9 protein-coding genes are annotated in these 15,952 nt (G+C 50.6%); all 9 read right to left on the reverse strand.

Annotated features, from left to right (window positions below; all coding sequences use genetic code 11):
* Window position 1: 1 nt before the first annotated feature.
* The 9 genes from E4T81_RS06505 to E4T81_RS06545 are packed head-to-tail and all read right to left on the reverse strand — an operon-like array spanning window position 2 to window position 15,918.
* On the reverse strand, window positions 2-1,489 hold the full coding sequence (locus tag E4T81_RS06505) for a PD40 domain-containing protein (RefSeq protein ID WP_135042592.1): 1,488 nt from the start codon (window positions 1,487-1,489) through the stop codon (window positions 2-4).
* 19 nt (window positions 1,490-1,508) lie between these two features.
* A complete protein-coding gene (locus E4T81_RS06510) occupies window positions 1,509-2,960 on the reverse strand; it encodes a sialate O-acetylesterase (RefSeq protein WP_135042595.1) in 1,452 nt (483 codons plus the stop codon).
* A gap of 11 nt (window positions 2,961-2,971) precedes the next feature.
* Window positions 2,972-3,982: a glycoside hydrolase family 43 protein gene (locus tag E4T81_RS06515; protein WP_135042597.1), complete on the reverse strand. Its 1,011-nt coding sequence runs from the start codon at window positions 3,980-3,982 to the stop codon at window positions 2,972-2,974.
* A 3-nt stretch (window positions 3,983-3,985) separates the two neighbouring features.
* Window positions 3,986-5,938 carry a glycoside hydrolase family 97 protein gene (locus E4T81_RS06520; RefSeq protein WP_135042598.1) on the reverse strand — a complete coding sequence of 651 codons (1,953 nt, stop codon included), beginning with the start codon at window positions 5,936-5,938 and terminating at the stop codon, window positions 3,986-3,988.
* Window positions 5,939-5,977: 39 nt separating this feature from the next.
* Window positions 5,978-8,332 (reverse strand): glycoside hydrolase family 127 protein, encoded by a 2,355-nt coding sequence (locus E4T81_RS06525; RefSeq protein ID WP_135042600.1) that lies wholly within the window; start codon window positions 8,330-8,332, stop codon window positions 5,978-5,980.
* Window positions 8,333-8,350: 18 nt separating this feature from the next.
* On the reverse strand, window positions 8,351-9,661 hold the full coding sequence (locus tag E4T81_RS06530; protein WP_135042602.1) for a glycoside hydrolase family 43 protein: 1,311 nt from the start codon (window positions 9,659-9,661) through the stop codon (window positions 8,351-8,353).
* 2 nt (window positions 9,662-9,663) lie between these two features.
* Complete coding sequence (locus E4T81_RS06535) at window positions 9,664-12,183, reverse strand: glycosyl hydrolase family 8 (RefSeq protein WP_135042604.1); 2,520 nt, start codon at window positions 12,181-12,183, stop codon at window positions 9,664-9,666.
* 4 nt (window positions 12,184-12,187) lie between these two features.
* On the reverse strand, window positions 12,188-13,330 hold the full coding sequence (locus tag E4T81_RS06540; RefSeq protein WP_135042606.1) for an alpha/beta hydrolase-fold protein: 1,143 nt from the start codon (window positions 13,328-13,330) through the stop codon (window positions 12,188-12,190).
* Window positions 13,331-13,362: 32 nt separating this feature from the next.
* Window positions 13,363-15,918: a glycoside hydrolase family 3 protein gene (locus E4T81_RS06545; RefSeq protein WP_135042608.1), complete on the reverse strand. Its 2,556-nt coding sequence runs from the start codon at window positions 15,916-15,918 to the stop codon at window positions 13,363-13,365.
* Between the last annotated feature and the right edge of the window lie 34 nt (window positions 15,919-15,952).

The raw sequence follows: 15,952 nt of genomic DNA on the forward strand, positions 1-15,952 counted from the left end.
CCTACTCATATACAGCCCGTACAGCCTCCGCGCCGACTGTCCTGACAAGCTCACGCCGCGGCACTTTTACTGGCTGCACCATAAACTCAGGCACATTATAAGACTTCATCAGATTCTTATAATATGAAGTGTCTTCCTGCGGAACGACAAATGCCTTGGAGGCTGTTCCCTCCGGTGAAAAATATGTTATGTAAGGGCGCGTATAGGAACCGTCGTCACGACGCGAGCTAAAGATTATCCACCGTGAACCTGACGACCATGAATGATAGCTGTCAGTATCATCACTGTTGGCACCGGAAAGCGGAATAATCTCTCCCGAAGAAAGATTGACGACAAAGAGATCGCTGTCTTTATGCCATATGTGAAAGGTCCCATAATCAGCCTCACAGAAAAGGAGCCACTTGCCATCGGGCGATATGCGCGGGAGCAGGGCGCTCTTCCCTCTTGACGATGCAGCTACAACCGTGTCAGGCACCGAGAAGCTTCTCTCGGCAGGATTGAAGTCCATGACAAGTATGTCGTAATGCAGACTGTCAAAAGATGCATCGACATTGTCAGGTGTCACTCCGGCAGGATACCTCGCCGCCGAATAATATAGCTTCGTCCCGTCGGAAGACCATGCAGGAAATGTCTCCATGACATCAGGGCTATCCACAATCGTGGAGACTGTCCCTCTGTCGACATCATAAAGTATCAGTCCCGACGAGCCATCAATGACCTCAACCTTCTGATTGTCGCCGGTAAAAAAGCGCTGATGAGTCTCGTTGACGGAATAAGCTATCAGATTCAGCGTTGGATGCCATGCAGGATAAACGCCGGCAGAGAGTGTACTGTCGGTCTTGAGATTCACTTTTTCCGCCTTGTCACCGTTTATAATCACTGTTCCCCCGTTGAACTGCCTTACATGAAACTGCGACATCCCGTCGGCATTTTGATTACGCGGGACATGACAATTTATACAGAACCCTCTTGACTCCTCGCAGGGAAAAGCATTGTTAAAAATCACCGACTCGTCAAAGCTCGACAAGTCACGCTGATTTATCGACAAAGCGCCATATTGCACATATGACGGCTCGATAAGGCGATAGGAAAAATACCTGTCGATGGAGTCATTGGCAACATGGTTGATAAAACCATATCGTGTCCAGCGACCGTCACCGCCACTTACGTAAACCGAATATCGCAGGTCATCGCCTTTATTTGCCTCGAGCAACCTGTGCCAATCGTTCATGTCAAATTTCACCATCTTGCCTTCCACTACAAGCGGAGTTCCGGCATTGCCCTCCACCTTAGTCACATAACGCTCTCCGGGCATGTCGATTTCAAAATTCATGGGTGCGATATTCGGGGGCATCACGATACCTGTATAGTCGGGGGTTAGCGCCGGCACATCGTCAGAGTCGGTCACATTTTCGTCAGGCACCTTGACGGAGCAAGCGGCAAGCAGAGCCGTCAACATTATGACATTAAGAAAAGAAAAAGTTTTCATGGCATTATATTCAAGATTATTATCTAATTGAGATTATCTTTCCTTGTGTTATATACAGTCCTCCTGCAAGTGAAGCCAGCGCGTCACCATCAGCCGCGACCAGTCTACCCGACAGGTCATAGACAACCGCCGACTCATTGTCAACCGACACGCAGTCAGTCACGCCCGCATAAGGGTTATTGTTAGTGGCATAGACATGCTTTATAATCACGGGCTTGAAACCATAAGCCCAGAAGCCTACACGATAGACCTCTGATGTCTTCAGCGGCACAATGCCCGATTCCGTATTTTTCATCATCCCGTCAAGCTCGGCAACTATAAGCTTGCCGCCGTTGAATTTTGACGAATAAGGAGTCGCCCAATAACTTGCCGTGTCAAACACGCGAAATTCCACGCCATTGGTCTCCGGCTCTTCAAGTTCGGCGACTATATAGCGGTAGCCCGACAGGTCAATCGGCTTGTCATACTCCCAGCCGCCGAAACCATATTGTCCCGCAATGAAAGTGTTGGTTGACGCATCAAACGACCCGTCTTCCCATATGTCAGGATTAAAATACTTGAAATCAAACACAAAGTCACCTTCTGCAGGCTCAGGCTGCGGCACAAAGGGAATTTCCTCCGAATATTCCACCTTCGGGTCGGTAATCCCCATTGTAGCAAGCATCGCCACAGCATAACGGCATCCGAGCACACGATAGCCGTGGGCAGTGAAATGCAATCCGTCGCCTTTCTGCGGCAGATTTGCAGCGGATACCACATGAGCATTAGGGATAACCGACGGAAGCATGTTGACGACAGCATTATGGCCGCCGCACACACCGCCCTGTGCCGTGGTCACGACTTCTCCGGCAATAAGCGGCACCTCGGCTGCATTCAACCCGAGGTCGGCTATTATGTCGTCATAGAGCCTTTTTACTTTAAGCGTCCAGTCCTGCTGTCCGGCATTGGACTCTCCCTGATGCAGCAGAATGCCTTTGATTACTCCTGATTTCTGAGCCTCACGGGCACACTCAATCAAGCGGGCATAAGGCACATTGCCATATTCCTTCATCATATTTTGAAGCCAGTCAGCCTCATTGACAAGCGAAGCAGGGTCAAAATCCTTTGAGAGCTGTTCGATACGACAGCCGCCGACAGCCACGGGCACGACACCGACAACCACCTCTTCAGGCAGATTGGCAATCATCGTACGCCCGAAATAATCCATAGGCGTAAGCCCGGTATATTGCCTTACCAATGGCGGTTCAGCCGTGTACCATTCTCCCTTTGACCGTCCCGACTGAGGGAAATCCACAGCTGCCATCACCTTAAAACGCACAGGGACATCAACACGATCAATCGGCTCCACCTGGGCATTTCCTTCCATATTTGACTGTCCGAGGCAAAGATAGATATGAAAATTCTTATCTTGAGCGGTTGCCGCGACAGCAATTATCGCGGCAACCGTAAATATCAGAAAATGTCTAACCATCGCAAATGTAATTATTTAGTCTGCACGACATAATTCATCGTTCCGTCGGGATTATATGACAGAGAATCCACACATACGGAACGGCGTCCTATCGCACCCTTGTGACCGTCAAGCTCAAGCGTCGCATTATGATAGAACAGATAAGGCTGTCCCTTGAACTCGATGATTCCCGGATGTATGGTAAAGCTGTTTTCCGCACTGCCGGTAAGCTCACCTCTCGGAGTCCAGGGACCATCCATTGACGGAGCTGTAGCATAAGATATTGTCTCACTGCCCTTGCCAAAAGAGGCGTAAGTGAGGTAATATATGTCATTTCGCTTGTGAAGCCACGGACCCTCGACATAGTTAGGCACATCAATAACCTTAATTTCACCGTCAAGTTCAATCATATTTGGCTTTAGCTTTGCAAGGAAACATGTACCGTTGCCCCAGCACAGCCACGCGTCGTCACCGTCGATAAGCACTGTCGGGTCGATGTCATTCCACCATCCGCGCTTTCCATTGTCAGTCATGTCGTCAGACACAAGAGGCTTGCCTATAGCATCGACAAACGGACCGACAGGAGTATCGGCGACTGCTACGCCGACAGCCTTTCCAACATAGGGTTCTCCACCCTGCACAGTGGTAAAATAGTAGAACTTGCCATCTTTCTCCACTACCTGCGACGCCCACGCTTCTCCTACCGCCCACTTGAAATCGGCAGGACTCAACACAGCACCGTGGTCAGTCCAGTTTTTCATGTCGTCGGTAGAATAACACAGCCATTCCGTGATATTAAATTCCTTACCTCCCGAAGCCGAGTCCTGACCTTCATAAAACTCATCGTGACCTACGTAGAGATATAATCTGCCGTCGTGTACCATCGGTGCCGGGTCGGCGGTAAACTTGTCTCTAACAAGCGGATTTCCGGCAAATACAAATGTCTTGACTGAATCCTTTGTTTCCTCTGTTGAATCAGACTGCTTGTTTCCGCCACATGCCGTAAGCGCGAGAGCAAGCATAAAATAAGCTGAATGTTTCATGATTTATAATTTATTACCTTTAATAAGAACCCCGCCGTTACATGGCATGGAAATTCTCAACCTCTGTTTTTTATCGATTTTAAGTTGTTTTACTTGACCGTTAAGTGAGCTGTCATCACTATACACGGTAACAGCCTGTCCGGGAGCAAACATGGACAATGGTAGATTGACCGTAACAGGGTCTTTCTGAGCATTTACTCCGGCAATATACCACATGTCGCCGTGTCGGCGAGCAAGAATCACATACTTGCCGGGGTAGCCGTCGACATAAAGAGTTTCATCCCATAAGGTCGGTACCTCCTTCATGAAGTCAATAGCCCATGCCGGTGCATCGGTCATATTGCCCGGAGCAAGTGCGAAATGCTGTACAGGACTCTGAAACAGCACTGCGGTGGCGAGAGCAAACACGTCGGAAGTCACACGTCGGCTTCCACCCGGGGCATTTGCCGCGTTATAATACTTGTTGAGCGCACTGCCTCCGAAATCCATGCTACCTACCGTGTTACGGACAAAGGGATGAATCGTGGCGTTAAATGCCTCCGCGTCACAGCTACCCTGAGAGAAATGCAGATTTTCACTTGCCAGCACAGCCTCACTTGCCGCATAATTGGGATACATGCGCTCCCATCCTCTTGGCAAAGTGCAGCCGTGGAATATCACCAGAAGTCCATAGTCATTGGCATCGGCAAGAATATCTTCATAAAGCTGCATCATAGGCTGCTTGTCGCCGCCAAAGAAATCGACCTTTATTCCGCGTATGCCGTTGTCATGCATCCACTTCATCTCGCGGCGCCGCGCGATTGCGTTGTCCATTATGCCGCGAGGCCCCTGAGGCGCATCATTCCAATAACCGTTGGAGTTATACCACAGATACAGCCCCACTCCTTTAGACTTGGCGTAACGCGCAAGCTCCTCAACGCGGTCATATCCTATCTGTGTATCCCAAAGAGCATCCACGAGCACAGAATTATAGCCCATTGCAGCGGCAAAATCTATATACCTAAGCTGCTCGTCAAAATTAGTGGCACCATCCATTCCGATGATCCAGCTCCACGTCCCTTTTCCGTAGGTATAGTCGCGCGACGGCTCATATTTACGCTCCACTACATCAAATGGCGCGGTTGTCTCCACAATCGGTGACAATGAATTGCCGACAGTGATTATGCGCCACGGCGTAAACCCCGGCAACGGAATGCCGGGAGTCACTGAATGAAGACCGTTCATCTCCCCTTCCTGAGGGAATCCCACTTTATAAGAACCGGCAGAGTCATCCCAAAGAAGACGGCAACCACAATAAGCACCGTCCACCCCGGTCTCTGAAATCAGAGTCCATCCTCCTTCCGGATTCTTAAACAGGCAGGGGAAGGTATAGCCCTCACCCCAACCGTTACGCCCTATCGGCTCATCAACTCCATAGGGAGTCTCATAGCTTGGAGAGGTGCGGGCAAATCCGCCCATCGGCTTGCTCTGCGGAGCCATAAACGTCACTGTCCCCTCCGGCAAGGAAAATCCTGTAATCTCATCCTTAATCACGGCACTGCGTGTATCGCGCACCGGCAACATCCTGTAGCGGAACGCCACGTCATTGTCCGCGACCCTGAGTTGGAGTTCAAACACCGGCTGCGAGTCCTTGGCAAAGGTAAACCACTGCTCATTAGCCACGTAGTTGACGTGGCTCTTCTTGATTCCGGGGAGAGAATAGCTGTCGGAAACATTCTTTATCCCTGACTTCGCCGACATGGACAATCCGCGAGAGAAATCGCCCGTGTTGGCAACCATGCCGAGTGACGAGGGCTGAAGGAAAGTCTTACCATCATACATCACACTGTATAAAGGAGCGCCGTCCCCATTGACCGATACCTCAACGACAAGTCGTCCGTCGGGGCTTGTGACAGTATCGGCACTGACCGCCGACACTGCAAACATCGATAAACCAAATAATAATATCCTGTACATAATCGATTTTAATTCTTTTAATAATACCAATTATCAAAATCAAGGCTTCACGATGCGCACATCGTAGATGCCTCCCGTGCTTGTATTTTCGCGGCTTTGGAACGTAACCGTGACAGCATCAGCCGAAGAAAGCGAGGCAGGAATCTTATAAGACTCCGTAACAAACTCATCTACATTCCACTTTCCCGAAAACGATTCCGATGCTATCAATTCACCGTCAACATAAATGTCGACAATCCTTGACGCAGGCTCATTACCCCAATACTTCACAAGCAAGCGCACGTCTTCCACCCCTCCGGGATTCATGCGGTAAGAGAAGAATCCTCCATTTGACGCGTCTCGCCAGGCAACGTCATTGAAATAGCCTGTCTTTGAGCCTTCACTCGCCATGTAATGGTCAGCTTCAGGCTGCTGCTCACCCGGCTTCACGACATCGACAGTGCGCCTGTCAAGGTCAAGCCTCATAGCCTCAGCCGCTTTCTCCACTTTAAGATAGTTGTCATATTGCTCCGGAGTCATCGAGAGCCAATAAATGATGTAACGTGCATCATGGATGTCGGCAAAAGGCTCAAGCTCAAGCGTCTCAAACTTATCACCGAAGAGTCCGGGCACAGTGAAATGCAGCGGCTTGCCGTCAACCGGAACCATAGCATCCAATTTGTTGACAATCTCATCGCGCGAGCCGATAATGACCGGAGTGTCAAAAACCGACACCAAAGGTCCATGAGCTATATGAGCCCAACGACTGTCATCGGCGACAAGACCGTCGAGCCGCTCATTGCCAAACCGTGCAGCAAGAGTGACCGGGCCGTAAAGCACCGATATATAGTCAGGCACATTGGGCACTTCCTCCACCGATACTTTCATCGGCAATTTTATGCCTATCCGGTCGCCGTTTTTCCACTTGCGGTCGAGCGCCATGTAAGACTGAGGCAAAGAAGTGACCTTTACCGGCTTGCCATTGACCGTCACCTCCATTCCATCACACCATCCGGGATGACGCAGCAACATGGTGAATCGCGACGGCTTGTCAACCTCAACGGATATTTCCGTAGAGTCTTCATAGGGGAAACCGGTAATCTGGGTTAGTCTTACGCCTCTCTCTTTCCAGTCAAGACGCGACGGCATAAAAAGATTGACATAGAGCGAATCACCGAAATGACTGTAGACAAACTCACCATATTTGCCGTGGTTCTCCATACCTGTCCCGACACAGCACCACATGCCTGAATTAGGGCTTGAATACACGCGGTAATGCCCCGGGCGCGCCGGAGTAAAGTAGACATATCCCCCATGTCCGGGATGCTGCGTCGACAGGATGTGGTTGTACAACGCACGCTCGTAGAAATCGGCATACCGTGCCTCCTGCGACATTCTGAAAAGACCTTCCGTAAGTTTCAGCATGTTATTGGTGTTGCATGACTCAGGTCCCTCCCTGTCGGTAACGTAGCTCTTGCAGTCATCCTTTGGGGCAAAATGCTCTCGACGGCTGTTTCCTCCAAAAGACAAAGAGCGTGTTCCGGTCACTGTCTCCCAGAAAAAGCCGGAGGCATCAAGATAAAGAGAATCCCCCGATACTTCGGCGATACGCTCGTAGCCCACCACTTTAGGCACCTGGGTATTGGCATGCATGTTATCAAGATTATCGACATGGGCAGCCATGCTGTCAAGAAGCCGGTGATGAGAAAACCGACGTGCGGCATCAAGATAGCGGGTGTCGCCAGTAATAGCGTAAGCATCGGCATACACCTCAGGCATACCGCCAAACTCCTGGTCAAGCATCGCCTCCATCTGCGCGTCGGAAAGCGGCTCGATAACCCCTATCCCCCAGTCACACAGTCTCAGAAACATATCCTTTGCCTGCGTGCTTCCTGCATAGAGCCATGCATCACGCAGTCCGGCATAAATCTTATGGACATTATACCAGGGTACCCAATATTTCCAGACCATCTGCACGTCGCCGTTTTTCAATCCGTCCCAAAGAGGCGCGCCGCCGGGCACTCCGCCGACATATCCGTCGCCCGAAGCATCCTGACATCGCTTCAGCTCCGACAGCATGTATTCCATGCGCTCCTTCAGCCTTAAATCGCCGGTCGAGGCATAATGGATTGCAAGAGCCGACAGATAGTGTCCGCCGACATGTCCGTCAAGACCATCCCAGCAAGGAAAACTTTCCCCCTTTGGCTGCAGCCCCGCCTCTTTCAGATAAGGCGCAAGAAGACGATCCACATCATATTTCAGCAACACGTCAACATTAAGCTGGCAGGCATGGCTGAAACGGCTGTCAAGCAATTGCACGTCGCCAAGCGGAAACGTGGACGGATAAAGTGACTGCTGTGAATATGCGAGACCCGCTATACCACAAGCTATAATCGTGCTACAAAGTGCTTTCATCGGTATTGTCAAAATTTATCATTTCATTTTCCAGTAATCCATACGGAAAAGGTCGTTGCCTTCTCCCTTGAAATACAAATATAAGTCATGAGTTCCTGACACGGGCAATAATTTGGCAGTATGTAACCGATATGTGTCAAGATTTCCTGTAGGCTCGATCTTGACTGTGCCGATTACTTTGTCACCGGCACGAAGCTCGACCTCCGCACCCGGCTTTACCGACGATGCCGAGATTTCGATAGATTTCGCACCTTTCTTGCCGAAATCCACACCCTTTATCATTATATGCTCGCCATTGTCAATATCATGAACATACATGTTACGGTTTCCAAGAGGCGCTGTCTTCAATCCATATCCCCATGCCATTGTCTCTGCCTCAACGCGACGGAACGGATTAAACGGCTCTATCTGGTTCACCACATTCTCGCTGAAGTAAGGCAATTCCATTATGGTCCCGTCGGGGGCATAAGTCATCTCGGCAGCCGAGACCGACCTGCGTTCATGATGCTCGGGGGTAGACAGACGGAGAATATCATAGTTCAGACCAAACACATAAGACTTCCCTTTATAGTCTATGATGCCGGGATGATTGCCACGTGTCTTTGGAGTATGATCCATGATGTGTCCCTTGTATTCCCAGAGACCGAGCGGGCTGTCGCTCATGGCATAGCCTATGCCCTCGGGACAACATGTTGATGCAAATGCAAGATAATACTTTCCGTCGCGCTTATAAAACCAGGGGCCTTCCTGATAGTCGGTTATGCGCGGAAATTTGATAATATCGCCGGAATAAGACACCATGTCTTTGTTGAGCTTCACTCCATAAAGGTCAGGATTGCCCCAATACATATAAGCCTGTCCGTCATCATCGACAAAGACCGTGGGGTCTATGTCATCCCAATGCTCTTTCTGCCACACAAGCGGCTTCCCTATTGGATCGGTAAAAGGTCCATAGGGCGAATCAGCCACCAGTACACCTATGCCGTTTCCATGAATGGGACAGTACATGTAAAACTTTCCGTCGCGCTCGACAACCTGCTCTGCCCACGCACCATTGTCGCGGGAATGCCACTTGAAGTCTTTAAGCGATGCCACAGCACCGTGGTCGGTCCAGTTAACCATGTCGGTCGAAGTATAGAGCAGCCAGTCAAGCATTTTAAAGCCGTCGGCATCATCCTCGTCATGGGTCGTGTAGAGGAAAATAGTGTCATTATACACCATCGGAGCCGGGTCGGCTGTATACTTGGTCTGTATGATAGGACGCTGAGCGTGTGCAAGGGCGGCACAACCAAATGCGGCAGCAACCGCAACATATTTTACAAAAGTCATAATCAAGAATTTTCAGGTAAGATAATACGATAATTTCCACTAAGATGCATGAAAGCGAAAAGGCGTAGCAGCCCGTCATAATAGGCGTCAAAATACCCGTCGTCATAAGGCTCGTGACGGGAATCCCACAACCGCTTTACAAACTCACGGCTCTTCATGTCGGTAGCAGCAAGCGACACAGCGGCTGATGTAGCCACAAGCCCTACGGAATGGCGCAACGCCTTATGCTCTCCCGCACCGAGAATGCGCTCGACCGGAGTGCCGTCGACATTATACTGGTCGACAAAGTCATCAATGCCCTGCGAATACAGGAAATCCTGAATCAAGCCGGCATAATGCTGCTGCCACTTACGGTCGGCACACGACCATGAATAATCAAGCGCGATATTCATCGGCACACGCCATGAATCAAAACGGAAAGCATCTCCGATAATACCGCCTCGATTCAGCAACGACCCGTCATAAGCGCTATAATCGGGATTAAGACCGGTAACCGGATGAATGCATGAGCGAAGATATTCACGGCTTCTTTCAGCACACTCTCGCCAGAACAGGCTTCTGCCGTCGCCAAGCCACTCCGCCCACACTTCATAAAATGCAGGGACATGATAGGAAGGATCGGTGAAACTTCCTCCAAACCGGTCGGGCGTAAACGTAATCAGTTTATGCTCAAGACTGATGAGCGGAGCCACCCTGTCATGTCCCGCCTTCTTCATGGCGCAGTCAACTATATTGCGCGCTTCGTCAAGATAGCGTATCTCTCCGTCATTACCCCAGCGATTAGCGGCAAATATCAGCGACGTGACATAATACAGCTCGCCATCCGATGCCGGACCTGCGGCATTGCGCGAACCGTCGGTCTTGCAGCTCCAGGCAAAATATCCTTCAAGTTCTCCGTCATGATGCTGCATGTAACGCCTGCCCCATCTCCACAGACGGTCAAACATGTCCTTATTGTCAAATTGAACTGCAACCATCAATCCGTAAGACATGCCCTCTGTGCGCACATCATGATTCTTTATATCACTGATATAAGCCATTGAGTCACCTACCTCAAAATATATCTTGCCGGGACCACTGAAAATAGACTTGTAGATTGAATCAAGTTTTGTCTTCACCGCCTCCGGCTCATAGCCCATCTCGACAAAAAGATTACGGTAACGGCGGGAGGCAAAAGCCCCGTCTTTCCACGGGAGGGCATCAAACCCTATCCAGTCAACCTCTACATTACGCCCCGACTTCAGGGTCACGACAAGGTCAGCCACACCCTCGACCGTTGACGCGGCAACCGGGTGAGTGACATCAATCCATTCCTTTGTCGAAGGCAACCCTACAAGAGCTATCTCTTTGCCATCGGCAGTAGCGACAAGCATTTTCCCTCCTGAGGGAGCCTTGACACGCATAGTGACTGAAGCCACCGGTTTAGTGCCGAAGTCCACGTTATTGTAACGCACCCATGCACCCTTTCCGGAAAACACGCACTTCCACCCGTCAAATGGCGACTTACGGTCGAGAAAATCCACTTTCAGCGACTTTCCTGACGACGCGCTGTAACGGTCAAGCTGTATACGCTCCCTTGCATCGGAAATACCGACTCCGCGAAGCGTAGGCACGACCTTACGTATAAGACCGTCGGGCGTAAATTCGAGAGAATCAATACGCACCGAGCGGTTTTTATCAAAATCGGGCGACATGTCATTATGGTGATAGAAAAGATACCATTGACCGCGATAGTTGACAATCGAATGATGATTGGTCCAGCATCCTACAGGTGACTCATCCATTATCACCCCCTTGAACTCAAAAGGACCGAGCGGACTGTCACCGACCGCATAGGCAAGAGTCTCTGTATTCTTGCGCACCCAAGGAAATGTATAATAATACCTTCCGTCATGCTTGAACACAAAGGGACCTTCTTTAAACCCGTCGGGCAGACCTTCGATCTCGACCGGTTCTGAATCGAGTTCCATCATATTGTCTTTAAGACGCGCGCCTTGCATGCCGCGACCCGCCCAGTAGATATAAGACTTTCCGTCGTCATCCACAAGCACACAAGGGTCTATGCCGCCTATTCCCTCTATCGGGCGGAACATAGGGCGAAAAGGTCCTTCCGGAGAGTCGGCGACAGCCACTCCGACATGAAAGCCAGGCGAACCGTCATTGGCGGCGGCAGGAAAATAGAAATAATACCTGCCATCCTTTTCCACACAATCCGGAGCCCACATCGTGTAGGAACCAGAATCAACCCAGGGAACCCTGTCCTGGCTGACAATCACGCCATGATCGGTCCAGTCAGTGAGATTTTCGGAAGAAAACACATGGTAGTCAGCCATGCAGAACCACTCTTTAAGTTTCTCTACAGGCGAGGGTATGTCATGGGAAGGATAAATATACACCTTGTCATTAAACACTCTTGCCGTAGGGTCGGCGGTAAACTGGTCACGTATGACGGGATTCTGGGCTTCAGCCGTCACCGGCAGCAACGCCATCACAGAAAGTGCCGCTACAAAAAATTTCTTCATAATCTCACTTTTTAAATATCAATGGAAGAAACTCATTAAGGCAACGGCGCCATGTAAGCCACTCATGATGAGTGCCCGGCGACTCATAGTAGATATTGTTGATGCCGATGTCGGAGAGCGACTTGCTGAGACGGTCACTGCCGAAACCCTCCTCCGAGCCCATGCCGAGGAAGAGTGTGTGGACCTTTGAGTTAAAGGCATCAGCATCGGCAAAAACCCCGCCATACACTTTATCAATCGCGTCACTAAGGAATATAGCGCCGCTGAACGCCCCTATATAGGCAAACGTGTCAAGATTATGCAAAGTAGTCTGGAATGTCTCATGACCTCCCCACGACAATCCTGCCATAGCACGGTTTTCGCGATCGGATAGTGTACGGAAATTCTTGTCTATAAACGGGATTATCTCATTCAACAGAATCGGCGTGAAAGAAGCTCCAAACATGTCACGCGTCTCTCCCTGACGACTGCCGAATATATATCCGCAGTTGCCGTAGTCCATCACCACTATCATGGGACGACATTTACCGCCGACTATCTGATTGTCAAGAATGTTAGCCATCATTCCCTGCTGATGCCAGCCGCGCTCATCCTCGCCCATGCCATGTTGCAGATAAAGTACCGGGAAGCGCTTGTCGGCCGAAGTCTCATATTCAGCCGGAGTATACACAAAGCATCGGCGCTCAGCCTTCTCTATGTCGGAGTAATACTTGCACTCGCGCACCTGACCGTGAGGAATATCCTTGTTGAAGGTATAATAAGCCGCAGCCTCGGCACTCTCAGGAATCTCGATTCCGCCTGCCATTCTGCCGCATCCGAAAAACGCCTCCGACGAGGGATCGATCACCGACACTCCGTCGACCACGATAAAATAATAATGGAAACCTACTACAAGAGGGTCGGTCGTCACCATCCAGTAGCCATCGGCATCACGGGTCATGTCATATTTTTTTCCGCATATGTCGACCTTCACGTCATTAGCCTCGGGAGCATGGACGCGGAAAGTGGCACGCGATGACCCGTCGACACATGGATAGACGGCTTCCGGAATGTTGGTGGAAGCGGTAACGCCTTCAGGCAGCGTTGCCGCACAGGCTCCTGCCATCACCGCGATGACAATAGCCGAAGAAACAATAAATCTTTTCATAATATATCCTTAATTCTTTAATGTGATTCAATTTATCTCAACGACAGCGTTACAGAAGACTTGCAATCCGATGAGCCGCCGTAAAATATTTCGTAATTGCCGGGGACTACTTTCATGAGTCCCGACTCATTGTCAAATGTAGCAAACCGCTCCGGCTCAAGCTCAAAATCAACAGTCACGGAGTTGCCGGCACCGACTGACACGCGGCGGAAAGCACACAATGACTTCACAGGTCCGGCTGTGTCTCCCTCACGGCGCATGTAAAGCTGCACCACCTCTTCGCCGTCGCGGTCACTTTCATTTGTCACAGTCACGCTGAAAGGCACTGTAGCTCCTGTCTCATGACTATCAGCGACCACCGGGTCGGAATAGGCAAACGTCGAATAGCTGAGTCCGTGACCAAACGGATATAGCGGCTTTTCAGTCATGTACCGGTAAGTGCGCCCAATCATGTCGTAATTCTCAAAATCGGGCAACTGAGAGTCGCCGGTATAGAAAGTGACAGGCAGTCGGCCTGCCGGATTATAATCACCAAACAGGACATCGGCGACAGCTGTTCCTCCGGCCTGACCGGGATACCACGCCTGAAGGATGGCATCACATATTGAATCCTCGGGCGCAAGCGCGACGGCTGAACCGGAACAGTTGACAAATACAATCTTCTTGCCGCGGGCTTTAAGGTTCTTCATCAGCTCTCGCTGAATAGCCGGAAGCTCTATCGTCTCGCGGTCGCCGCCACGGAATCCGGGTACAGTCACCGGCATCTCCTCCCCTTCAAGACCGGGAGATATGCCTCCTACAAAAATCACGACCTCAGCATCACCGGGGTCAGTGTCATAATCACATACCTTGCCTATGTCAAAACGCAGTTTGCCTGTTCCGTGACCGTGACTGTAAGCCACGGCTATCTCATAAGATTTTCCCTTTTCGGCATAGAAACTATGGGAATAGGAGTGAATCGAGCCCTCTGTGTGACAGGCTATGACAGTCTTTCCGTCGAGGGTCACTGACTGGCGACCGTCATCGGCCTCCATGTTTATAAGATATGTGCTTGACTCCGAGGGAGTGAACGAGCCGGTATAAAGCGCCGAAAAATTTTCAAGATTTACCCCGGGAGCAAAAACAGTGGCTCCTGCCGTGGTAAAATTAAGAGGTGTGGTAAGTTGCTGAGTCGCAACCACGTCACCCTTCATGTCGTAGTCATTCCGGTAGACAGCTTTCAGCCCCTTTTTACCATCGGCTGAGATATTGTCGAAATGTGACACTATATTCTGATTGACCACGTGGTCACAAGCTTTAATATATGCCACGTCACCCACCTTCGAGCGTATGCCGTCAAGGATAGTGACTGTCCGTGACGGAGTGCCGTTGTAATTACCCCATTGCATCACTGAATCCTGTGCGTTGGGACCCATCACGATTATGTCATGCCCCGATTTCGGCAGAGGCAAAATGCCGTTATTTTTAAGAAGTGTCATTGACCTGCGCGCCATGTCAAGCGCTATTTCGCGGTGGGCATGGCAGTCCACCACATCAGGCGACAGTGAAGCCCAGGGAGAGTCGGGATCATCATCCATCTCTCCAAGCGAGAATCGCGCCGTAAGCAGCCTCATGACCGAGGCATCTATCGCCGACTCGGTGACAAGCCCTTTCTCACACGCCTCTTTCAGATTACGGAACTCGGGGCCACACTCAAGGTCGGTGCCCGACACCACAGCCGCCGCACTCGCGTCAGTGCCTGAGGCATGAGTCGCATGAGCCTGCGGATTAAAGAAATCATATATCGCCCAGCAGTCAGTGACAATAATCTTGTCATAGCCCCACTCATTGCGCAGAATCTGAGTCAAAAGACGGTTGCTTCCGCAACATGGCTCACCCTCATAGCGATTGTAGGCACACATGACCTGACCTACTCCGGCGTCTACAAGCGCGCGGAAAGCCGGCAGATAAGTCTCCCTGAGGTCACGTGGGTCAATGTCACGCGCATCGTAGGAGTGGCGGTTCCATTCCGGACCGCTGTGTACCGCAAAGTGCTTTGCACCCGCTATGGTCTTAATATATTTTGAATCGGCGGGACCCTGCAATCCATTGACAACTGCAACGCCCATACGCGCGGCAAGGTAAGGGTCCTCGCCATAAGTCTCCTGACCACGTCCCCAGCGCGGGTCACGGAATATATTAACATTAGGAGTCCAGAATGTAAGACCCTGATAACGTCCATGAGAGCCACGGCTTCTGAATTCATTATACTTTGCTCTCGCTTCATCGCTCACCATGTCAAATGCACGGTTCACTGCATCGTCATCAAATGTGGCGGCCATCGCAATCGACTGCGGAAGCACTGTAGCCACGCCTGCACGCCCTACTCCGTGGAGGGCTTCGTTCCACCAGTTGTATTCAGGAATACCGAGGCGGTCGATTGCTGCCGAATAATCCATCATAAGCGTAACTTTTTCTTCAAGAGTAAGACGCGGCAGAAGATCGGCGGCACGCTCGGCGGCTGACAGCGACCGGTCGCGATAAGGCTCGTTCTGAGCAAAAACAGAGCAACAAGATAATAATAGCAGAGCAAGAAATGTATGTCTCATGGTCAAAAAATGGATTGGGATTAAACTATTCACA

Source organism: Barnesiella sp. WM24 (assembly GCF_004570975.1).
Lineage (GTDB): Bacteria > Bacteroidota > Bacteroidia > Bacteroidales > Muribaculaceae > Muribaculum.

What these genes read in the sequence shown, in the direction of transcription:
- E4T81_RS06505 (WP_135042592.1), bottom strand. Translation starts at nt 1,489, where the DNA reads ATGAAAACTTTTTCTTTTCTTAATGTCATAATGTTGACGGCTCTGCTT.
- E4T81_RS06510 (WP_135042595.1), bottom strand. Translation starts at nt 2,960, where the DNA reads ATGGTTAGACATTTTCTGATATTTACGGTTGCCGCGATAATTGCTGTC.
- E4T81_RS06515 (WP_135042597.1), bottom strand. Translation starts at nt 3,982, where the DNA reads ATGAAACATTCAGCTTATTTTATGCTTGCTCTCGCGCTTACGGCATGT.
- E4T81_RS06520 (WP_135042598.1), bottom strand. Translation starts at nt 5,938, where the DNA reads ATGTACAGGATATTATTATTTGGTTTATCGATGTTTGCAGTGTCGGCG.
- E4T81_RS06525 (WP_135042600.1), bottom strand. Translation starts at nt 8,332, where the DNA reads ATGAAAGCACTTTGTAGCACGATTATAGCTTGTGGTATAGCGGGTCTC.
- E4T81_RS06530 (WP_135042602.1), bottom strand. Translation starts at nt 9,661, where the DNA reads ATGACTTTTGTAAAATATGTTGCGGTTGCTGCCGCATTTGGTTGTGCC.
- E4T81_RS06535 (WP_135042604.1), bottom strand. Translation starts at nt 12,183, where the DNA reads ATGAAGAAATTTTTTGTAGCGGCACTTTCTGTGATGGCGTTGCTGCCG.
- E4T81_RS06540 (WP_135042606.1), bottom strand. Translation starts at nt 13,330, where the DNA reads ATGAAAAGATTTATTGTTTCTTCGGCTATTGTCATCGCGGTGATGGCA.
- E4T81_RS06545 (WP_135042608.1), bottom strand. Translation starts at nt 15,918, where the DNA reads ATGAGACATACATTTCTTGCTCTGCTATTATTATCTTGTTGCTCTGTT.